General features: G+C 63.3%; 18 protein-coding genes, 4 tRNA genes and 1 riboswitch. Of the genes, 10 read left to right on the forward strand and 12 right to left on the reverse strand.

Annotated elements, in window-relative coordinates; translation table 11 throughout:
* Positions 1–264 precede the first annotated feature (264 nt).
* Both AC2CGW_RS22970 and AC2CGW_RS22975 read right to left on the reverse strand, forming a co-directional pair.
* Positions 265–340 (reverse strand) — tRNA-Thr (locus AC2CGW_RS22970).
* Between the two features lie 52 nt (positions 341–392).
* Positions 393–833, reverse strand: coding sequence for a pilin (locus AC2CGW_RS22975; RefSeq protein ID WP_484574662.1), 441 nt, complete (start codon positions 831–833; stop codon positions 393–395).
* 214 nt (positions 834–1047) lie between these two features.
* On the opposite strand from AC2CGW_RS22975, the gene AC2CGW_RS22980 reads away from it, so the two are divergent.
* The 4 genes from AC2CGW_RS22980 to yacG are packed head-to-tail and all read left to right on the forward strand — an operon-like array spanning position 1048 to position 3944.
* A complete protein-coding gene (locus tag AC2CGW_RS22980; protein WP_484574663.1) occupies positions 1048–2256 on the forward strand; it encodes a type II secretion system F family protein in 1209 nt (402 codons plus the stop codon).
* A gap of 1 nt (position 2257) precedes the next feature.
* The gene (locus AC2CGW_RS22985; RefSeq protein WP_288374240.1) at positions 2258–3124 is read left to right on the forward strand and encodes a prepilin peptidase; all 867 of its coding nucleotides are present in this window, start codon (positions 2258–2260) and stop codon (positions 3122–3124) included.
* A complete protein-coding gene (coaE, locus tag AC2CGW_RS22990) occupies positions 3124–3747 on the forward strand; it encodes a dephospho-CoA kinase (protein WP_186710058.1) in 624 nt (207 codons plus the stop codon). The genes AC2CGW_RS22985 and coaE overlap by 1 nt, the downstream gene beginning before the upstream one ends.
* Positions 3744–3944 (forward strand): DNA gyrase inhibitor YacG, encoded by a 201-nt coding sequence (gene yacG, locus AC2CGW_RS22995; RefSeq protein WP_054895240.1) that lies wholly within the window; start codon positions 3744–3746, stop codon positions 3942–3944. Before coaE ends, yacG begins: the two co-directional genes overlap by 4 nt.
* Positions 3945–4120: 176 nt before the next feature.
* Here the strand turns inward: yacG and AC2CGW_RS23000 are convergent, their stop codons facing one another.
* On the reverse strand, positions 4121–4816 hold the full coding sequence (locus AC2CGW_RS23000) for an energy-coupling factor ABC transporter permease (RefSeq protein ID WP_484574664.1): 696 nt from the start codon (positions 4814–4816) through the stop codon (positions 4121–4123).
* A gap of 112 nt (positions 4817–4928) precedes the next feature.
* On the opposite strand from AC2CGW_RS23000, the gene AC2CGW_RS23005 reads away from it, so the two are divergent.
* The 3 genes from AC2CGW_RS23005 to AC2CGW_RS23015 all read left to right on the forward strand — a co-directional run bounded on the left by AC2CGW_RS23005 (position 4929) and on the right by AC2CGW_RS23015 (position 7255).
* Positions 4929–5558, forward strand: a complete 630-nt coding sequence (locus AC2CGW_RS23005) for a DUF1780 domain-containing protein (protein ID WP_065863331.1) — start codon at positions 4929–4931, stop codon at positions 5556–5558.
* Positions 5559–5701: 143 nt separating this feature from the next.
* Positions 5702–5875, forward strand: a complete 174-nt coding sequence (locus tag AC2CGW_RS23010) for a DUF3094 family protein (RefSeq protein WP_054895237.1) — start codon at positions 5702–5704, stop codon at positions 5873–5875.
* An 84-nt stretch (positions 5876–5959) separates the two neighbouring features.
* A complete protein-coding gene (locus AC2CGW_RS23015; protein ID WP_186667680.1) occupies positions 5960–7255 on the forward strand; it encodes an NAD(P)/FAD-dependent oxidoreductase in 1296 nt (431 codons plus the stop codon).
* 104 nt (positions 7256–7359) lie between these two features.
* On the opposite strand, the gene phnN is transcribed toward AC2CGW_RS23015, so the two are convergent.
* From phnN to AC2CGW_RS23055, 8 genes are all read right to left on the reverse strand, one after another.
* Positions 7360–7920 carry a phosphonate metabolism protein/1,5-bisphosphokinase (PRPP-forming) PhnN gene (gene phnN, locus AC2CGW_RS23020; protein WP_484574665.1) on the reverse strand — a complete coding sequence of 187 codons (561 nt, stop codon included), beginning with the start codon at positions 7918–7920 and terminating at the stop codon, positions 7360–7362.
* Between the two features lie 346 nt (positions 7921–8266).
* Positions 8267–8342 (reverse strand) — tRNA-Lys (locus tag AC2CGW_RS23025).
* 6 nt (positions 8343–8348) lie between these two features.
* Positions 8349–8425 (reverse strand) — tRNA-Pro (locus AC2CGW_RS23030).
* Between the two features lie 4 nt (positions 8426–8429).
* Positions 8430–8505, reverse strand: a tRNA-Asn gene (locus tag AC2CGW_RS23035).
* Positions 8506–8841: 336 nt separating this feature from the next.
* Entirely contained in the window at positions 8842–11406 is a 2565-nt protein-coding gene (gene clpB / locus AC2CGW_RS23040; RefSeq protein ID WP_186667678.1) for an ATP-dependent chaperone ClpB, read from the reverse strand.
* Between the two features lie 208 nt (positions 11407–11614).
* Positions 11615–12979 (reverse strand): DUF1329 domain-containing protein, encoded by a 1365-nt coding sequence (locus AC2CGW_RS23045; RefSeq protein WP_484574666.1) that lies wholly within the window; start codon positions 12977–12979, stop codon positions 11615–11617.
* A gap of 24 nt (positions 12980–13003) precedes the next feature.
* On the reverse strand, positions 13004–14890 hold the full coding sequence (locus AC2CGW_RS23050) for a DUF1302 domain-containing protein (protein WP_186667676.1): 1887 nt from the start codon (positions 14888–14890) through the stop codon (positions 13004–13006).
* Between the two features lie 324 nt (positions 14891–15214).
* Complete coding sequence (locus AC2CGW_RS23055; RefSeq protein ID WP_186667675.1) at positions 15215–16897, reverse strand: fatty acid--CoA ligase; 1683 nt, start codon at positions 16895–16897, stop codon at positions 15215–15217.
* A gap of 195 nt (positions 16898–17092) precedes the next feature.
* Here AC2CGW_RS23055 and AC2CGW_RS23060 point away from each other — a divergent pair, with 195 nt between their 5' ends.
* The 3 genes from AC2CGW_RS23060 to AC2CGW_RS23070 all read left to right on the forward strand — a co-directional run bounded on the left by AC2CGW_RS23060 (position 17093) and on the right by AC2CGW_RS23070 (position 20167).
* The gene (locus AC2CGW_RS23060) at positions 17093–18052 is read left to right on the forward strand and encodes a 2-hydroxyacid dehydrogenase (RefSeq protein ID WP_186711665.1); all 960 of its coding nucleotides are present in this window, start codon (positions 17093–17095) and stop codon (positions 18050–18052) included.
* Positions 18053–18328: 276 nt separating this feature from the next.
* Positions 18329–19327: a methyltransferase gene (locus AC2CGW_RS23065; protein WP_484574667.1), complete on the forward strand. Its 999-nt coding sequence runs from the start codon at positions 18329–18331 to the stop codon at positions 19325–19327.
* Positions 19328–19367: 40 nt separating this feature from the next.
* Positions 19368–19492, forward strand: a riboswitch (yybP-ykoY riboswitch).
* A gap of 87 nt (positions 19493–19579) precedes the next feature.
* Positions 19580–20167, forward strand: a complete 588-nt coding sequence (locus AC2CGW_RS23070) for a TMEM165/GDT1 family protein (protein WP_054895644.1) — start codon at positions 19580–19582, stop codon at positions 20165–20167.
* Between the two features lie 99 nt (positions 20168–20266).
* Here the strand turns inward: AC2CGW_RS23070 and AC2CGW_RS23075 are convergent, their stop codons facing one another.
* On the reverse strand, positions 20267–21082 hold the full coding sequence (locus AC2CGW_RS23075; RefSeq protein WP_186711794.1) for a M48 family metallopeptidase: 816 nt from the start codon (positions 21080–21082) through the stop codon (positions 20267–20269).
* Positions 21083–21445: the final 363 nt, after the last annotated feature.

Here is a 21445-nt window from a genome sequence, read left to right on the forward strand (position 1 = left end):
CAGTTCAACGATGGACTGGCTCCGGCGAAAGCTGAAGAAAAACTCAAAACCGTGTCCGGGATGAGTTGACCACTACAGTGAGAGGCACCACTGTGCGCGCCATAGGGATACGTTTCCTTGTCGAACCGAGATATTCCTAACCATATCCCTAAATCGCGTAGATGCCCAGAGACAGAGCAAGACGGGCAGAAACAACAAAGCCCGCGCTAGGCGGGCTTTGCGGGGTGTTTCGTAGACAGTCATAGACTTCTGGAAACTGGTCTCTGGTGCCGGAGACAGGAATCGAACCTGCGACCTTCGCGTTACGAGTGCGCTGCTCTACCGACTGAGCTACACCGGCGTGTCCGCAAAGCTACCACCGCCGCCATCCATACGCAAACCCCTGTTTCCCTTCACTTATTACCCTGCGCCCCACCCTGCCCCGCCGAACCTGCACAGCCGCTGGGCGCGAGATCCTCTTCGATGTCGGTGCTGCACACCCACCCGGTCGCCGCGCGGGTCAGTGTCAGGCGCTTGCCCACCACGTTCGCAGGCGCATCCGCGAGGGTGCAGACGATGCTGCCGGTGCCTGCAGCGGCATTGCCGCTGGCGACGATGGCGCAGTGGTTGGTCGTGGGTTGCCCGCCCAGCGCGGTAACGTCGGCGACGTCCTTGCCTTCGTTCAGGCGCAGGTCCATCGGGGTCTTGAGCGCGGAGATTTCCAGGAGGCCGGCCGCTGCTTTGGTGCGGGCCTGGTGGTTGGTGTACATGGGGATCGCGATGGTCGCGAGGATGCCGATGATCGCGACGACGATCATCAGTTCGATGAGGGTGATACCGCGTTGGCCTTTCATAACAGGTTCCTTGTCGATTCGGTCAGGCCGCGAGCCGCTGGGCGGGGCGGGGCCGGCTGGGGCGCAGTAGAGCCCAACGGACACCTTTTGTCACCCCTGCGTGGCTGGACGTCATGTCCGCTCGACTACTCTAGTGGGCGTCTGGAGTTTCTGCCCTGGGTGGGGCGCGGCAAGCTGTTACGGAGCTTGTCGGGGTGTAGCAAGGAGCTGGTGAATGAAGGGTTCGACTCGGTTGTATGCGTGGCAGGGCGTGGATGCGCAGGGGGCGCGGGTCAGTGGGCAGATGCTGGGACGTAGCCCGGCATTCGTGCAGGCGGGGTTGTTACGCCAGGGCATCGAGGGCGCGCGGGTGTGGCCTGCGGGTGGGCGGGGCTGGAAACTGCCGGTGCGACGGGAGAGGGTGGATGCGCCGGGGTTTTCGCGTCAGTTGGCGACGCTGCTGAAGGCGGGAGTGCCGCTGCTGCAGGCGTTCGAGGTGATGGGGCGCAGTGGTGCTGACGCTGGGATGGTGGGGTTGCTGGGGCGCTTGCAGCAGGATGTTTCTGCGGGGCTGGGGTTGGCGGATGCGTTGCAGCGGCACCCGCGTTGGTTCGATGCGTTGTACTGCAACCTGGTACGGGTCGGAGAGCAGTCGGGGACGCTGGATCGGCAGCTGGAACAATTGGCAGACCTGCTGGAGCGGCGTCAGGCGCTGCGGCGCCGGGTGCGCAAGGCGATGCTGTATCCGCTGATTCTGCTGCTGACGGGGCTTGGGGTGTCGGCGTTGCTGTTGCTGGAGGTGGTGCCACGCTTCGAGGGGGTGTTTGCGGGGGTGGGTAAGGAGCTACCTGCATTTACCCGGTGGGTTATCGAATTGTCTGACGCGCTGGGGCGCCATCTGCTCGGTGTGCTGGGGGTATTCGGTGTGGCGGGGCTGGCGTTGCGCAAGCTGTACCGGGAGCATCTGCCGGGGCGGTTGTGGATGATTCGCCAAGCGCTGCGAGTGCCGGTGTTCGGGCGGTTGTTGAGCCATGCGGCGTTGGCGCGTTTCGCACGCAGCCTGGGGACGGCCTATGGTTCGGGGGTGGTGCTGCTCGATGCGCTGGAGACCGTTGCGGCGGCGAGTGGCGATGCCTTGCACGAGCGGGCGATTCGCCAGTTGCGCCAAGGCATGGCCAATGGCTTGGGGCTGCATCAGGCGATGGCGCTGGAGCCGTTGTTCGCGCCACTGCTGGTGCAGTTGACGGCGATCGGTGAGTCCAGCGGCACGCTGGAGGCGATGCTGAACAAGGCGGCCTGTCATTACGAGGAGCAGGTCGGGCAGGCGCTGGAGCAGTTGACCAGTCTGCTGGAGCCAGCCATCGTGCTGATCCTCGGTGTTCTGGTAGGTGGCCTGGTAGTGGCCATGTACTTGCCGATCTTCCAGTTGGGTAGCCTGATCTGACATGAATCTGTGGACTTTTCTTGCCGACCAGCCAGGGTTCTTCCTGGCGAGTGCAGCCGTGCTCGGGCTGCTGGTGGGCAGTTTTCTGAATGTGCTGGTGCATCGCTTGCCGGTGATGCTCGAACGCCAGTGGCAGAACGAGGCGCGGGAGGTGCTGGGGATGCCGGTGCAGGCGCATGAGCGTTTCGACCTGTGCCTGCCGGCCTCGCACTGCCCCAGTTGCGGGCATCGGATTCGGGCGTGGGAAAACATCCCGGTGGTGAGTTACCTTGCCCTGCGCGGGCGCTGCTCGGCGTGCAAGGGGCGGATCAGCCCGCGTTATCCGCTGGTGGAGCTGGCCTGCGCGGGGCTGTCGCTGGTGGTGGCGTGGCATTTCGGGGTGAGCGTGCAGGCGCTGTTGGCGCTGGTGCTGACGTGGTGCCTGCTGGCCCTGAGCCTGATCGATGCGGAGCATCAATTGCTGCCGGATGTGCTGGTGCTGCCGACGCTGTGGCTGGGGCTGGTGGTCAATGCCTTCGGGCTGTTCGTGCCGCTGGCCGATGCGCTGTGGGGGGCGGTGGTCGGTTACCTGAGCCTGTGGTCGGTGTATTGGCTGTTTCGGCTGGTCACCGGCAAGGAGGGCTTGGGCTATGGCGACTTCAAGCTGCTGGCGCTGCTGGGCGCCTGGGGCGGCTGGCAGGTGCTGCCGCTGACACTGTTGCTGTCGTCGGTGGTGGGGGCGGTGATCGGGCTGTGTCTGCTGCGCCTGCGCAAGGCTTCGCTGGGGACGACGATGCCTTTTGGGCCCTATCTGGCAATTGCGGGCTGGATCGCATGGCTCTGGGGTGATGAAATATACGCTTCCTACATGCAACTGCTCGGATACTGATGACCACTGCTGCATTTACCCCCTGGATTCTCGGACTGACCGGCGGCATCGGCAGCGGCAAGAGCGCCGCCGCGGAGCGTTTCGTCGAACTTGGCGTGCACCTGGTGGATGCCGACCAGGCGGCGCGCTGGGTGGTCGAGCCGGGCCGGCCGGCGCTGGCGAGCATCGTCGAGCGCTTTGGTGCGGGCGTGCTGCTGGATGACGGCACCCTCGACCGCTCGGCCCTGCGCCAGCAGATCTTTGCCGACCCGGCGCAGCGGCGCTGGCTCGAGCAACTGCTGCACCCGCTGATCGGGCAGGAGATCTTCAGCTACCTGGCCAAGGCCGAGTCGCCCTACGCGGTGTATGTATCGCCGCTGCTGATCGAGTCGGGGCAGTACCAGAAGACCCAGCGCATCCTGGTGATCGATGTGCCGCAAGAGGTGCAGATCGCGCGCACGCTGCAGCGTGACAACATCAGCGAGGAGCAGGTGCAGGCGATTCTCAAGGCGCAGTTGGCGCGGGAAGAGCGCCTGCGCCATGCCGACGATGTGGTGGTCAATGACCGCGACCTGCCGTGGCTGCATCAGCAGATCGACCAGTTGCATGCCTTTTACCTGACTTTGCGAGGAGGCCAGCCTTGAGCCAGCCAATGACCGTCGATTGCCCGACCTGTGGCGCACCTGTGGAGTGGAGCGAGAAGAGCCCTAACCGGCCGTTCTGCTCGGATCGCTGCAAGCTGATCGACCTGGGGGCCTGGGCGGCCGAGGAACACAAGATTCCAGCGGCGCCGGAGTCGGAGGATGAGCTGTATTCGGGGGATCTTGAGCCTCGGCATTGATTTGCTGAGGGGGTGGGGATGGGTTTAACCGGGAAAGAACACAGTGGTGGATGGCACCGGCTTTGCCGGTGATCGCGGGACAAGTCGCAGCGGCGAACCGCCGCTCCCACAGGGATTGGGCTGGCCTTTAGATTTTGAACAAGACAGTTGCCCCCACAGGGATTTTCAGCGGTGGCTCAGTCCTTTCCCTGACCCTCTTCATCCTTCCATGGGGCCTGCAGGTAGCGGGTGCGGTTGAAGGTTTCCAGCCACTCGGGGTAGAACACCACCAAGGCGCTGATCACGGTGCCGTTGATGAAGGCCTCGGGGAATATCATCAGCCACAGGTAGCCAACGAAATCGCTGAGCCACTCGGGCATGGCGAACAGACCGTCCAGCCATAGCACGCCCAGCGCGGCCATCAGACACAGCAAGGTCGCCAGGGCGGCGGCGAAGAATCCTGAACAGAAGATATAGACGAACAGGTTGCGCGGCTGGGCGCGTTCGACCAGGATCGCGCACACCTCGGTGACCAGCACCGGCAAGCCGATGATCAACAGGCCGTTGACGCCCAGCGCGGCCAGGTCCTGACGGCCGAGGGCGAGCAGGCCGAGCTGGGCAAGAAAACCGCCGAGTATGGCCAGCGGCCAGTCCAGCAGGAGGGTCACGGCAGTCATGCCAATGAAGTGGTAGGACACGCCGGTGTCGAAATCGCGGCGCACCAGCCACAGCGCGAACAGGCCGAACACGGTGCCGAACAGCAGGTGCTGGCGGCGGGGGTCGCTGAACAGCTCGACCCAGCGAGTGCGGCTGGCCGCCCAGATCAACAGGGGCACGTAGGCCAGCCAGCCAAGCGTGAGGCTGGTGGAGGACAGGACCTGTGCGCTGATCATCGCGACCTCGCGTGCATGTCGGATGCTTTCGAGTCTACACCCATTCCCTGATGACGATTCCCACGAACAAACAAGCCCTTATCCTTCACAATTGCAGGCTAAGCTTGTTCCCATGGATGACTCAGACTACCTGCGCCTGCTTACCATCCAGGCCGAACAAGCCAACGCGTTCCTGTCCAATGCCCGCAAATGGGAGCGTGAGCGTTGGGTCTGCCAACGCCTGCTGCAAGGGTTGAACATTCCCTACCGCAGCGAAGACTTCACCCCGGCCGGGCAAGAGCCGCCAGACGTGCTGTTTCGCGATGCGGCGTTCGAGGTGTTCTTCGTCCTCGACGAGGGGCGTCGGCTCAACGACGAATGGCGCGAGGAACTGCAGCGCCGGCGCAGTGCCTTCTCCCTGGCCCAACTGGTGCGCCGCGAGGCGCGCCCCCGGCGCATCAGCGCGCAGGAGCTGCTCGCGCGCCTGGCCCCGACCCTGCGCAAGAAGGCGCACAACTACCGCGAGCGCGGGCTGGACTTGAGCGAGCTGGATATCATCGCCTTCGCCAGCCTCAAGCGCGAAGTGCTCGACCTGAACAGCCATTTCCCGCCACCCACCGAATACCTGCGCCAGGGCTGGCGCTCGCTGTCACTGGTGGGGCCGACCTTCGCCCGGGTCTTGTTCGCCCACCCGGACGCGCCGGATTTCCTGCGCGGCAACCTGGGGCGCAGCATTCTGTTCGATGTCGGTATCAGTCTTTGATCGCGTGCCGGGTGTCTTTGCGATGGCGTACACTCGGCGGCGGAGATGAAAGGTATTATCATTTGTTTCACGTGCTTGCGATAACGCTGCAGGAAAGGTTGTAGCGTTCTCGTCATCCCAAGCGTCTACCCACGAGGCCCACCATGACCAGCCGCCTGAATCCGGAAGATCAGCGTCGTGTCGATGAGTATCTGCGAGCCCCCCAGCATCAAGTCGAGCGCAAGCCTTTCAGGCCCTGGCTGCTCCTTGCCCTGGTGGTGATCGTGACCATTGGTCTGGGCCTGTTGAGCCGCTTGCTGAGTGGACTGGTGCTATGAGCTGCCTTGCGCTCGCCCTCCTCTCTCGCACGCAGCGGCCGGACCTTGTGTCCAAGAATTCCGTAAAACTTGTGAGATATCCCCATGACTCATCGCATCGTGATTGTCGGCGGCGGCGCCGGCGGCGTGGAACTGGCGACCCGCCTGGGTAAGAGCCTCGGCAAGCGCAAACGCGCCGAGATCACTCTGGTCGACGCCAACCTGACGCACATCTGGAAACCGCTGCTGCACGAAGTGGCTGCCGGCTCGCTGAACTCCTCGGAAGACGAGCTGAACTATGTGGCCCAGGCCAAGTGGAACCACTTCAACTTCCAGTTGGGGCGCATGAGCGGCCTGGACCGTGAAGGCAAGCAGATCCAGCTGGCTGCGACCCTCGACGAACAAGGCCGCGAGCTGCTGCCCGCGCGCACTCTGGGCTACGACACCCTGGTGATCGCCGTGGGCAGCAACACCAACGACTTCGGCACCCTGGGCGCGGCGCAGCACTGCCTGTTCCTGGACAGCCGCAAGCAGGCCGAGCGCTTCCACCAGCAACTGCTCAACCACTACCTGCGCGCCCACGCCGGCGATCAGGCCAGCGAGCAGATCAGCGTGGCCATCGTCGGCGCCGGTGCTACCGGCGTGGAACTGGCGGCGGAGCTGCACAACGCTGCGCACGAGCTGGCCGCCTACGGCCTGGACCGCATCCAGCCCAAGGACATGCACATCACCCTGATCGAGGCCGGCCCGCGCGTGCTGCCAGCCTTGCCGGAGCGCATCAGCGTGCCGGTGCACAAGACCCTGGAGAAACTCGGGGTGACGGTGATGACCAACGCCGCGGTCAGCGAAGTGACCGAGGAAGGCCTGAAGACCGCGACCGGCGAAGTGATCCAGGCGAGCCTGAAAGTGTGGGCGGCGGGTATTCGTGCGCCGGGCTTCCTCAAGGATATCGACGGCCTGGAGACCAACCGGATCAACCAGCTGGTGGTGCGTCCTACGCTGCAGACCACACGCGATGACGACATTTTCGCCTTTGGCGACTGCGCTGCCTGCCCACAGCCGGGCAGCGACCGCAATGTGCCACCACGGGCGCAGGCAGCGCACCAACAGGCTTCGATGCTGGCCAAGAGCCTGAAGGCGCGCCTGGAGAACAAGCCGCTGCCAACCTACGCGTACAAGGACTACGGCTCGCTGGTTTCGCTGTCGCGGTTCTCGGCGGTGGGCAACCTGATGGGCAACCTGACCGGCAGCGTGATGCTGGAGGGTTGGCTGGCACGGATGTTCTACGTATCACTGTACCGCATGCACCAGATGGCACTGTATGGGGTGTTCCGCACGGCGATGCTGATGATCGGCAGCAAGATCGGCCGCGGCACCGAGCCGCGCCTGAAGTTGCACTGATCAGCTGAGATCACGAGGGCCGCTTTGCGGCCCTTTTTGCAAGCACGTCGCCGCGCAGGAGCCGCAAGCTCTGGCGTGATCGGCAGGGCGGAGGCCAGGCAGGATCAGTTGCATGGCCGCTCCAGGTGCGCGAGCAGACGCGAGACGGTGTCGGCCAGTGGCCCGGAGTTGTCGAGCACCAGCAAGCCGGGGTCGGCCTCGCGCGCTTCGCTGGCAAAGCGGGCATTACGCGCCAAGCGCGCCTGCACTTCCTCCTGCGACTCACGCCCCCGCGCCAGCAGGCGCTGGCGCAGGATGTCCTGTTCGACACTGAGCAGTACCACCTGCAAATTCGGATAACGCTGCCGCGCCGTGTTCAGGTAGCCACGCGAGCCGTTCACCAGCACGTCGTGCCCTTCTTCCAGCCACTGGTCGATGACCCGTGGAATGCCGTAGTGCAGGCCGTTGGCCTGCCAGTGCAGGGCAAATGCACCGTCCTCGCGCATCTGCTCGAACTGTGCGGCGCTCACCGCCAGGGCGGCTTCGCCCATCGCTTCGGCAGACCGGGTGATGACCCGCCGGGCAATGCGACAGCCACGCGCTGTCAGTTGTTCGCGGGCGGCGTCCAGCAGGCTGTCCTTGCCGGATCCGGACGGCCCGATCAGGTAAATCAACCTGCCTGCCATCAGTACACCCTCTTCGCTTCTCGCCATACCTGCCGCACCGACGCGGATATCGCCACGGTCATGCAACCCTCGCAGCACTGATCCTTTGCACGGCCCGGGGCAAACCGATGCCGCTGTGCCCGGCGGTGCCGAGAATGAACGCGGCAGCAGGCTGGTCGAATGATAATCGCTGGGAGGATATCCAGCAGCCCCTCGCGCGCCAAGTCGGCCGCTGCCACAGAGATTGTGGCTGGCGTTCAGATTTTGAACAGAACAGTTGCAACCCCAGTAAAACAGCCGCGAGTTACGAAATGATTTTCTCGAGACAAAAGAAAAAGGGCATCTCATTCGAGATGCCCTTTTTACATGGTGGGTCGTGTAGGATTCGAACCTACGACCAATTGGTTAAAAGCCAACTGCTCTACCAACTGAGCTAACGACCCGGAAAATGGTCGGGGTGAGGGGATTCGAACTCCTGACATCCTGCTCCCAAAGCAGGCGCGCTACCGGACTGCGCTACACCCCGAAATTGGCTCCGCGACCTGGACTCGAACCAGGGACCCAATGATTAACAGTCATTTGCTCTACCGACTGAGCTATCGCGGAACTGAACTTCGTACAACTCTTACAGCTTCGAAGTTTGTGTTAGCTTCGATCTCTTCAGCGTTGTCGCTGCTGAGGCCGGCTATTCTACATTCTTCGTTTTGCTTGTCAACCACTTTTTTTTACCCAACTTACTGATTTGTAAGTTGTTTTCAGATCATCTTTACCGCCGGTGATCTGCGTAGTGCCTGACAGCGGTGCGAATATTAGGGGCACTCGTTTTTTTGTGCAAGCATTTTTTTCAAAATTTTCAGCGAGTTAGATCCCGCGCCGAAAAATCAGGGGTTTGCGGGGTTTGCGCAGGTGCCATCGCGGGGCAAGCCCGCGATGGCAACACCGTCAGGCAAAGACGATCTCGTCGCCCTCCACCTTCGCCGTGATCGCCGCACCTGGCACGAACTGGCCACCGAGGATCAGTTGCGCCAGCGGGTTCTCGATCCAGCGCTGGATCGCACGCTTGAGCGGCCGTGCGCCATACACCGGGTCGTAGCCAACGGCAATCAGCTTGTCGAGGGCTTCCGGGCTCAGGCTCAGCGACAGCTCGCGCTCAGCCAGACGACCGCGCAGCCGGCCCAGTTGGATCTCGGTGATACCGGCAATCTGCTCGCGGCCCAGCGGCTCGAACACCACCACTTCGTCGATCCGGTTGATGAACTCCGGACGGAAGTGCGCACCCACCGCATCCATCACCGCCGCACGTTGCGCCTCACGGTCGCCGACCAGTTCCTGAATCTGCGCCGAGCCCAGGTTGGAGGTCATGACGATGACCGTGTTGCGGAAATCAACGGTACGCCCGTGGCTGTCGGTCAAGCGGCCGTCCTCCAGCACCTGCAGGAGCACGTTGAACACATCCGGGTGCGCCTTCTCCACCTCGTCGAGCAATACCACCGAGTAGGGCTTGCGACGCACCGCCTCGGTCAGGTAGCCGCCCTCTTCATAACCCACATAGCCTGGTGGTGCACCGATCAGGCGAGCGACAGAGTGCTTCTCCATGAACTCGGACATGTCGATGCGCACCATGGCCTCCTCGGTGTCGAAGAGGAACTCGGCGAGCGCCTTGCACAGCTCGGTCTTGCCCACGCCGGTTGGGCCGAGGAACAGGAACGAGCCGCTCGGGCGGTTCGGGTCGGACAGTCCGGCACGCGACCGGCGCACAGCGTTGGCCACGGCAGTGACCGCCTCGTCCTGGCCAATCACCCGCTCGTGCAGCAGGCCTTCCATCTTCAGCAGCTTCTCGCGCTCGCCTTCGAGCATCTTCGACACCGGGATGCCGGTCCACTTGGACACAACCTCGGCGATCTCTTCCTCGGTGACTTTGTTGCGCAGCAACTGGTTCTCGGTCTTGCCGTGCTGATCGACCATCTGCAGGCTGCGCTCCAGGTCGGGGATCACCCCGTACTGCAACTCGGCCATGCGGCTCAGGTCACCCTTGCGGCGGGCGGCTTCCAGCTCCTGGCGGGCTTGCTCGATCTTTTGCTGGATCTGCGCCGAGCCCTGTACCTCGGCCTTTTCCGACGCCCAGATTTCTTCAAGGTCGGAATATTCGCGCTCAAGGCGCTCGATTTCCTCGGTGAGTTTTTCCAGGCGCTTCTTGGCCGCTTCGTCCTCTTCCTTCTTCAGGGCCTGGGACTCCACTTTCAACTGGATCAGACGACGATCAAGACGGTCGAGCACCTCTGGCTTGGAGTCGATCTCCATGCGGATGCGGCTGGCGGCCTCGTCGATCAGGTCGATGGCCTTGTCCGGCAGTTGGCGGTCGGTGATGTAGCGGTGGCTGAGCTTGGCCGCAGCGATGATCGCACCGTCGGTGATGGCCACCTTGTGGTGCACTTCATAGCGCTCCTTAAGGCCACGCAGGATGGCAATGGTGTCTTCCTCGCTCGGCTCCTCGACCAGCACTTTCTGGAAGCGTCGCTCCAGCGCTGCGTCCTTCTCGATGAACTGGCGGTACTCGTTGAGCGTGGTGGCGCCAACGCAATGCAACTCACCGCGGGCCAGGGCCGGCTTGAGCATGTTGCCGGCGTCCATCGCGCCCTCGCCCTTGCCGGCGCCGACCATGGTGTGCAGTTCGTCGATGAACAGGATGATCTGGCCTTCTTGCTTGGACAGCTCGTTGAGCAAACCTTTGAGGCGCTCTTCGAACTCACCGCGATACTTGGCGCCAGCAATCAGCGCGCCCATGTCCAGGGCGAGCAGGCGCTTGCCCTTGAGACCATCGGGCACTTCGCCATTGATGATGCGCTGGGCCAGGCCTTCGGCGATGGCGGTCTTGCCGACGCCGGGCTCGCCAATCAGCACGGGGTTGTTCTTGGTGCGGCGCTGCAGCACCTGCACGGTACGGCGAATTTCGTCGTCACGGCCGATCACCGGGTCGAGCTTGCCTTCTTCGGCACGCTTGGTCAGGTCGACGGTGTACTTGTCCAGCGCCTGGCGCGACTCCTCGGCGTTGGCATCATTGACCGCCTCGCCACCGCGCAGGTTGTTGATGGCGTTTTCCAGGGCCTTCTTGCTCACGCCCTGGCCGAGCAGCAGCTTGCCGACCTTGCTGTTCTCGTCCATGGCGGCGAGCAGCACCAGTTCGCTGGAAATGAACTGGTCGCCCTTCTGCTGGGCCAGGCGGTCAGCCTGGTTGAGCAGGCGCGCCAAGTCCTGGGACATGTTCACATCGCCCGTGGGGTTCTGGATTTTCGGCAGCTGGTCGAGCTCTTTGGTCAGCGCCTTGCGCAGGCTGGTGATGTCGAAGCCTACCTGCATCAGCAGCGGCTTGATCGAGCCACCCTGCTGCTCGATCAGGGCCTGCAGCAGATGCACAGGTTCAATGGCCGGATGGTCCATGCCAACGGCCAGGGATTGGGAATCGGATAATGCCAGTTGCAGCTTGCTTGTCAGTCGGTCTATTCGCATGGGGATACCTTCCTTTAAAGGGCAGGCGGAGCGATGGACAGCACCTGTAATGAAGAACCTGCCTGAGATGACCAATAGATAAGGCTGATTCTGGAAGATTCAAGCTTAGCGGGGTTGACCGGGGTCAGCCTGGTGAACCGACAGAAACAGAAACGCCCCGGCAAGCCGGGGCGTTCTGGGAGATTACACGGAGTTGGTTTTTGAACGCTTAACGCACGCCACTCTGACGCAGGGCCGCAGGCTGGAAGTCAGCCTTGTTGGCGCTGAAGTTGAAGTCGTAGGATTTTTTCTCCTCGTTCTTCATGCCCAGTGCCAGGTAACGGCCCGACTGCAGGTCATAGATCGCTTCGAGCGTGTACCAAGGCACCTGGTTGTTGTAGTACGGCTGGGCATGCGCCTCGGACACGCGCCACAGCTGGTTGCGCCCGTCGTACTGGTCGATCACCGCGGCCTGCCAGGTATCTTCGTCGATGTAGAAGTCACGCTTGGCATAGATATGGCGCTGGCCTGGCTTCAGGGTTGCGACCACATGCCACACACGGCGCAGCTCGTAGCGGGCGAGGTCCTGGTTGATGTGGCCGGCCTTGATGATGTCGGCGTACTTGAGCTTCGGATCGTCGAGCTTGTAGGCGTTGGAGGCGATGTACATCTCCTTCTTGCCTTCGAGCTTCCAGTCGTAGCGGTCGGGTGCGCCGTTGTACATGTCCAGGTTGTCGGAGGTACGCAGGCCGTCGGCGGCGGTACCCGGGCCGTCGTAGGAGACCTGCGGCGCCTGGCGCACACGACGCTGGCCGGCATTGTAGATCCACGCCTTGCGCGGTTCCTTGACCTGGTCGAGGGTCTCGTGCACCAGCAGCACGGTACCAGCCAGGCGCGCTGGCGCAGTCACTTCCTGCTTGAAGTAGAACAGCACGTTGCCCGGGTTGTTCGGGTCGTAGTCCTTCATCTTGTCGCGGAACACGAACTGGTCGCTGAAGTACACCAGGCTGTAGGAGCCGTTCTGCTGCGGCGTAGCCTGGGTCACCAGGCGCGACACGCTACCGCCGCGATAACGGGTGATGTGGTTCCAGATCACCTCGACCCCGCTCTTGGGAATCGGGAACGGGATCGCGCCGCGGAAGTTGTTCAGGCCGTTGCCGCCTTCGACCAGGGTGGTCTGGGTGGCGTTGGCCTTGATGTCGGCGTACACGGCATCCGGCACTGTGGCGCCGCGGTGGGTCTTGTACACCGGCAGCTTGTAGGTGTCCGGATAGCGCTTGAGCATCGCCAGTTGGCCGGGAGCCAGTTTGTCCTTGTACTGGTCGGCGTTCGCGGCGGTGATGGTGAACAGTGGCTTTTCGCTGCCGTACGGGTCGGACAGGAAGCCCCTGGCATCGACACTGCCGGCAGTCTTGGACAGCGGCTCCCACGGGCCGATCGAGCCATCGGCGTTGCCGGCCTTCTCTGCGCCCATCGGCGTGAGCGTGGTACCGAGCTTGGCCGCCTCATCGGCGGAAACCGCAGCCATGACGCTGGTCGCCAGCAGGGACATGCCCAGCACACCGGCTTTCAGCAGACTTGTGGTCATCTTCATCGTTGTCGTCCTGGATCAGAGTTCTTAGAAGTTCACGCCGAAGCTGAGGGCGACGAAGTCGCGGTCATCCACGGTGCTGTACTTGCCATCGAAGAAGTTGGTGTACGACAGGCTCGCCGTGTAGGTGTTCTGGTACTCGGCGTCCAGGCCCAGGCTGATCGCCTTGCGGCCTTCCTCGAAGTTGCCGCCAGGGCCCGGCGAGTAGCCGGACACGTCGTGGGACCAGGCCACGTTGGGCTTGAGGTTGACCCCGGCGAAGACGTCGTTGTAGTCCCAGATCACCCGGGCGCGGTAGCCCCAGGAAGTGCTGGTGGTGTAGCCGTCGTTCTCGCACTTGCGGTTGAGGTTGGTGGTCGACGCCCCAGCCCCGGCACCGGCGATGGTGCTGGCGTTGAGTGCCTGGCAGGTGTTGGCGCCGCCGGTGGCCGGCAGCGGGCCTGGGCCGAACACCGGGTCGCGGCCATAACGGGTGTCGTGCGCGCTCTCCAGGCCGCCCACGTGGGTGACGCCCAGCTCGCCCACCACGGTCATGCGGCTGGCGCCCATCACCTGGTCGAAGAAGTGCGTCAGGGTGGTCTGGAACTGGGTGATTTCCTTGCGGCGATAGCCGTGCAGGTCCTGGCCCGGAGTACCACTGAGCAGCGAGGCGTTGGCCAGGGCGCCGCCCAGCGGACGGACACCGGCGAACAGGATGTCGGTGGTGTTCAGCTGCACAGGCGCGTTGGGACGGTAACTGATTTCACCGCTCCACGCCGTGCCGGTGGGCAGGGTGGTGGAGAAGCTCAGGCCGTAGAGGCGGATGTCTTCAGGGTACTCGACGAAGTACTGCGAGTTGCCCGCGACGATCAGCGGCGCCAGCGGACGCAGGTTGGCCGGCAGCGACGGAATGCCGGCGAAGACCGCAGGCGAGGCGCCGGTGGCGCTGAAGATCGGCGCACGGCTGTGGTAGTTCATGAAGTAGGCACCGAACTCGGTGTCCAGCGGCTCGAACATGTAGCGCAGGGCTACGCCGAACTGGCCGCTGTCACGCGCGTCGCGGTCCGGGCCACGGCGCACCATCACGCCTTCTTCGTTGATGTTCACGCCGCGGGTGGCGAGGAACTGCCGCGCTGCGCCCGGCACCGCGCGGCTGCTGTTGAGCACGCGCAGGTTGTCGGTGCAACCGTCGGAGATGATGTCCGGCTGGGAGAAGAAGGTCCCGCAGTTGTCGGTGACGGTCTGGTCCCATTCGAGCTGGTAGAAGGCTTCGGCCGACAGGTTGTCGGTCAGGCTCTGGGAGATGTAGAACATGTTGACCGGGATCAGGCCTTCCTTGATCTCGGCGCCAGGACGGCGGAAGGCTGCGACGTCGATCGGGTTGATCGAGTTGATACCGCCACCGATGAAGGTACTTTCACCCCAGCTCACCACCTGCTTGCCGAAGCGCACCGAGCCGGGCATGTCGGCGATGGCGTAGTTGTGGTAGATGAACGCGTCGAGCAGTTGTGCACCCGAGGACTTGGCCCCCGACTTGCGCCCGGAGTCGCTGATATCCTTGAACTCGCGGCCCTCGTCCTTGAGCTCGAAGTCGTACCAGTACTTGCCACGGACGAAGACGCCGGTGTCGCCGTACTTGAGCTCGAGATCGTGGATGCCCTTGAAGATCTTGGAGAAGGTCTCGCCTTTCTTGAAGTTGAGGTGGCCATCGTCGGAGGTCTGGGACAGGCCCTTGCCGCCGTTGTTGACGCCGATCAGGTTCTTGTTTGGATTGGCAGTCGACCAGCTGGCCCCGATGGAGAGCGATGAGTCGAACTGACCTTCGATTTCCCCGATGTTGAAACTCACACCGAATGCGGGACTTGCGAGCGTGGAAGCGAGGCTGACGGCCAAGGGCAGCTTGGCCCGGCGCCAGAACGGGTTTGCAGATGTCATCGACGCTACTCCATGTACTTTTTTGTTATGGCAGTGAGTCCTTTCAGAAACGGCCCCGAGCGCTGCGAGCAGGCTCCTGCCAGAGGCAGCACGGCATGCGCGTGCGCCCTCCCCCATTCCTGAAAATCCCCTGACCCGACTATAGCCAGCGGCCACTCGCACTTGATCCCTCTAAAGTGTGATTTGCGTCTCGCAAGTAGAGGCATCGCAAATGGCCACTTCGATCGCTGGCAGTGCAGAAGCATGGCTCAATTTCGCCGTTTGACAAGGCGCGATACCTCTAACACGCGGGTCACGCCAGAACAGACGTGACCCGGGCAGGTGTTACAGGGTTGAGAGGAAGGTACTGTTACTGGCCTGCCACTGGGTGACGTCCACGCGGATACGCTTCTTGTCGAGCTTGCCCACGCTGGTCTTGGGAATTTCAGTAACAACGGCGATCTGGCTCGGAATCGCCCACTTGTTGATGTGCCCCAACTCGACGAATGGCTTGAGATGCTCCTTGAGCAACTTGGCGTCCAGCTGCTGGCCTTCGTGCACCACCAGCAGCGCGAACGGCCGCTCGCCCCACTGCGGATCGGGCACGCCGACCACCGCCACCTCGCGCACCGCCCCGTGTCGGCTGATCAGGTCTTCAAGATCAAGGGACGAGATCCACTCGCCACCGGTCTTGATCACATCCTTGATGCGGTCGCGGATGTCGATGTAGCCCATGCCGTCGAGGGTGGCGACATCGCCGGTATGCAGCCAGCCTCCGGCCCACAGCTCGTTGCTCTTTTCCGGTTCGTTGAAGTAGCCCATGGTCAGCCAGGGTGCGCGCAGCACCAACTCGCCCTGGGCCTCGCCGTCGGCGGGCAGGAAGTTGCCGTGCTCGTCGACGATGGCCGCCTCCACCAGGGGCACCGGCACACCGGCCTTGATGCGGTAGCTGACACGCTCGTCTTCACCACCGGCCAGCAGTTCTTCGTTCAGGTGCGCGCAAGAGATCAGCGGGCAGGTTTCCGACATGCCATAGGCCGCAGTGAGCTGGATGCCCCGCGCCAGGGCAGCCTCATACAGCGCCCGGTTGAGTGCGCTGCCGCCGATGATCACCTTCCAGCCGCCGAAGTCCTGGCCCTTGGCGGACGGGCAGTTGAGCAGCATCTGCAGGATGGTCGGCACGCAATGGGAGAAGGTGACCTTCTCTTCGCGCCACAGCTTGATCAGCATGTCCGGCTCGTAGCGCCCCGGATACACCTGCTTGATGCCCATCATGGTCGCTGCGTAGGGGATGCCCCAGGCATGCACGTGGAACATCGGCGTGATCGGCATGTAGACGTCGTTGGTGCTGAGCAGGCGCACGCTGTCGAGGCTGCCGAGCACCGACGTTTCGGCCAGGGTGTGCAGCACCAGTTGGCGGTGGGTGAAGTACACGCCCTTGGGGTTGCCGGTGGTACCGGTGGTGTAGAAGGTGGTGGCCACCGAATTCTCGTCGAAATCGGGGAAATCGTAGTGCGGGCTGGCGGCGGCGAGCAGTTGCTCGTACTCACCGACCAGGTTCGGCAGCTCGGCGGTCTGGTCCGGGCCATCGGTGATCAGCACGGTCTTGTCGACCGTGGTCAGTTGCCCGGCGATGGCCTGGTAGAGGCCGACGAAATCGCTGTTGACCAGCACGAAGCGGTCTTCGGCGTGGTTCATGGTGTAGAGGATCTGCTCGGGCGACAGGCGCACGTTGATGGTGTGCACCACCGCACCGATCATCGGGATGGCGAACATGCACTCCAGATAGCGGTGGCTGTCCCAATCCATCACCGCCACCGTGTCGCCGGCCTTGACCCCGGCTTCGGTGAGCACGTTGGCCAGCCTGGCGATGCGCTCGCCGAGTTCGGGATAGGAGAGCCGCACCTTGTCGCGGTAGACGATTTCGCGGGTCTTTTCGTAGCGGCTGCCAGACATCAGCAGGCGTTTGATCAGCAGCGGGTAGGTGTAGGCGCCGTCGGCGGGCTTGAGGAGGCGGGTCTGCAGCATGGGTATCCCTTTTCTGAAAAGCGTGCCGGATATTCAAGGATTTACTGTAGATCGGTGACGCGGCAGTCAAATCAGCCGAAGGAATGATTTGGCGTCGCAAAGTATGAGTGGCAATGTGCGAACAGGGCGTTACAGCGCCGCAGAATCCGGAGCCGATGTGCTCCCCACCTCTGGCCTTTGCCGACGGAGCCGCCAATGTCGCGTCATGCAGTTTTTCTCGATCATCACTCCCTTGACCTGGGAGATCTCGACCTTTCTGCGCTCGAACAGCAGTTCGACAGCCTGCAACTGCATGCCGCCAGCGCTCCGGAACAGGTCAGCGAACGTCTGCAAGGCGCCAGCGTGGTGATCAGCAACAAGGTGATGCTCGATGCTGCGGCGCTCGCGGCCAATCCACAAGTGAAACTGATCCTGGTAGCCGCCACCGGCACCAACAACGTCGACCTTGCCGCAGCCCGTGCCCAGGGCATCACCGTGTGCAACTGCCAGGGCTACGGCACACCTTCGGTGGCGCAGCACACCCTGGCGCTGCTGCTGGCCCTGGCCACCCGGCTGTGCGACTACCAGCAGGCAGTCAAGGACGGTGCATGGGCCAAGGCCAGCCAGTTCTGCTTATTGGACTTCCCCATCGTCGAGCTGGAAGGCAAGACCCTGGGCCTGCTGGGGCACGGCGAGCTGGGCGGCGCAGTGGCGCGCCTGGCCGAGGCATTCGGCATGCGTGTGCTGAGCGGGCAGATCCCTGGGCGACCGGCGCGCGCCGAGCGCCTGGCACTGGACGACCTCTTGCCACAGGTCGATGCCCTGACCCTGCACTGCCCGTTGAACGAGCAGACCCGCCACATGATCGGCGCCCGTGAACTGGCCTTGCTCAAGCCGGGTGCGCTGGTGGTGAACACCGCTCGCGGAGGCCTGATCGATGAGCAGGCGCTGGCCGATGCCCTGCGCAGCGGCCACCTGGGCGGCGCAGCCACCGATGTGCTGAGCGTCGAGCCGCCAGTCAATGGCAATCCATTGCTGCACGCAGACATCCCGCGCCTGATCATCACCCCGCACAGCGCCTGGGGTGCGGTGGAGTCGCGCCAGCGCATCGTCGGGCAACTGGCCGAAAACGCCCAGGCGTACTTCGCTGGCCAGCCACGCCGGGTGGTGGGCTGAAGCGCAAACCCGCTCGGTCGCTCCTGCCAAGCTGTGCACGGTCCTCAGCGCCGGTGCGGCACCTGTATGAGAGGCGGTTCGGCGCCCCGACTTGCCCGCGAAAAACACACCGCGCTGCCTGGCACGGGCTACGCCCGTGTTCGCGGGCAAGCCCGCTCCTACAGAGATTGGGCTGGCCTTCAGATTTTGAACAAGACAGTCGCTCCTGCAGCGTCGGCGCCGCGCCCCGATACGCCAGGTGATACACTTCGCGCTTTTTTCAGGAGGCGTCCGCCGATGGACCCGCGCAGTGAAGTGTTGCTCCGCCAAGCGGACCTGTTCCAGGGCCCGCTGCTGATCGCCGGTGCCGCCGCCGATGGCCTGCTCGGGCAACTGCCGCACGCGCAGGCCTGGACCTGGCACGCCGGCGATCAGGCGCTGCTGGAGCAGCGTTTCACGGGCCGCAGCCACTACGGCGTCGAGGCCCCGCAAGTTCCGTTCGACGCGGCGGTCCTGTTCCTGCCCAAATCCCGTGACCTCGCTGCCTACCTGCTCAATGCGCTGGCCTCGCGCCTGGGCGGACGCGAGCTGTACCTGGTCGGCGAGAAACGTGGCGGAATCGAGGGCGCGGCCAAGCAACTGCAGGCCTTCGGCAAACCGCGCAAGCTCGACAGCGCCCGCCACTGCCAACTGTGGCAGGTGACCGTGGTCAATGCGCCCGAGGCCACCCCCCTGGAGAGCCTGGCCGAACGCTTCGAGCTACCACTCGAGGACGGCCCGCTGCAGGTGGTCAGCCTGCCGGGCGTGTTCAGCCACGGTCGCCTGGATCGCGGCACCGCGCTGCTGCTGCAGCATCTCGAACAACTGCCGATCGGCCATGTGCTGGACTTCGGCTGTGGTGCAGGCGTACTCGGCGCGACCATCAAGCGACGTTATCCGCAAAGCAGTGTCACCCTGCTCGATGTCGATGCCTTTGCCGTGGCAGCCAGTCGACTGACCCTGGCTGCCAACGGTCTGCAAGGTGAGGTGATCAGCGGTGATGGCATTGACGCAGCACCGGATAATCTGACCGTGATCCTAAGCAATCCACCCTTCCATACCGGGGTCCACACCGACTATCAGGCAGCAGAAAATCTGCTGCGAAAAAGCAGACAAATTCTGCAAAAAGGCGGGGAAATACGCCTGGTAGCGAATAGCTTCCTGCGCTATCAGCCGCTGCTCCAGGAGGCCTTGGGCAACTGCGAAATCCGCGCCGAAGGGGATGGCTTCCGAATCTATCGGGCAACACGCGGTTAAAAAATTAACGCTTGCCCAAACCGATTCGGCTAGGCAGAATCCGCTCCGTCCTAGGGGAGTAGTCTCCCGCAAGCACCCTCTGCTTGCCCGGTACGCGTCAACACACTTGGCCCACAGGCCATGGCGCGTGCGACCTCACGGCTCACACAGATGAGCCCGGGGTTTGACAAGACCTATGACACGCACACCTTACCCGGGGCGGGAAGGCTGTACGTGTCATAGCCGTGTCGACCCGCCCCCGTAGGAAGCCTGATGCTCGAATCCCTGCTCGTTCCCACCGCCATCGTTGCGCTCGCTGAAATCGGCGACAAGACGCAATTGCTCGCGCTCATTCTCGCGGCGCGCTTTCGCAAGCCGTGGCCGATCATCGCCGGTATCGTCGCCGCCACCCTCGCCAACCATGCGGCCGCTGGCGCCGTGGGGGCCTGGGTCAGCGGGTTCTTCACCGAAAGCGTGCTGCACTGGATCCTGGCGGCAAGCTTCACCGCCACCGCCTTGTGGACCCTGGTCCCGGACAAGATGGACGATGACGAAACCAGCAATGCACGCCGCTTCGGCCCGTTCCTGACCACCTTGATCGCGTTCTTCCTGGCGGAGATCGGCGACAAGACCCAGGTCGCCACGGTGATGCTGGCCGCGCAGTATCCGCACCTGATCATGGTCATCATCGGCACCACCCTGGGCATGCTGATCGCCAACGTACCGGTGGTACTGGCGGGCAACTTCGCAGCAGACAAACTGCCGCTGGCCCTGATCCGCCGACTGGCGGCGGCAGCGTTCTTCGTGCTTGCGGCGGTTGCGGTGTACTCGGCGATGAAGACCAGCGGGTGGATTGGCTAGGGCAACGAAGACAGGACTGGACCGTGAGAGCGCTCCCACAGGAATTGCTCCAGCCCCGGGATAGTTGAACCAGGCAACTACCCCACAGCGCAGAGCGCTTTACTTCTTCGCCGCCTGGTACAGCGGCATCACCTTCGGAATCGCCGCCTGCAGCGAAGCAATGCGACTGGCCGAGGCCGGGTGGGTGCTCATGAACTCAGGCGGCGCGCCTTCGGAGGCCTTGCTCATCTTGTTCCACAAGGTGATCGCCGCATTCGGGTCATAACCGGCCCGTGCCGACAGTTCCAGGCCGATCAGGTCGGCCTCGTTCTCATTGGCCCGGCTGTTGGGCAGGGTCATGGAGTAGTTCACCACGGTGTCGGCCAGCGCCATGCTGTCCTGGCCAAGGCCGAAGATCGCACCGGCCCCCTGGCGCGCCATTTCGATACCGTATGCCTTGGACATCGCCTCGCGGCCATGCTCGCGCAGGGCGTGGGCGATTTCATGACCCATGACCGCAGCCAGCTCCGCGTCGGTGAGCTTGAGCTGATCGATCAGCCCGGTGTAGACGATGATCTTGCCACCCGGGCCGCAGTTGGCGTTGAGCTCGTCGCTCTTGATCACGTTGACTTCCCACTTCCATTGCGCGGCATCCGGCCGGAACTGCGGGGCCTGGGCAATCAGGCGGTCAGCGATGACCTGCACACGCTTGGCATCGACGCTGCTCTTGTCCAGCACGCCCTTGCTCGATGCTTCGCCCAGGGTCTGCTGGTACGACTGCGCATACATCTTGTTGACCTCATCGGTCGACAGCATGCTGAACATGTACTGCTTGCGCTCGACGCCAACCGCTCCGCCGCTGGTGGTATTGACCGCCTGGCAACCACCCAGCAGAACGCTGGCGCTCAACAGGCTGATCACGAAAGACTTACGCATGAAAACACTCCCTTTCTACATGCCGCGTATCCTAGGCCCACTCGCCTGACCCTGCCAGAGCCGCAGGGAAGATTTCTCTCATCCCCCCCTCATGCTTTCCCTCGACCACGCCGATAACAAAAGAAAACGACCTCCTTGCGTGGAGCTTTCCGGTAATGAAGTTCAAGTCGATCCAGTTTTCCGTGGCGGCCCTGGCCGGTGCCATTGTATTGAGCATTGTCGCGGCGCTGGTGCTGTACGCCGTGTACTCCGGGGCCCGCACCCAGGACCTGGTACAGCAGCGCACCCAGCAGCAGTTCGAAAGCGTGATCGAACAGCGTCTGTCGGCGCTGGCCCGCACCCAGGTCAGCGAGATCCAGCGTG

This window comes from Pseudomonas sp. SYWMCR5, assembly GCF_057197165.1.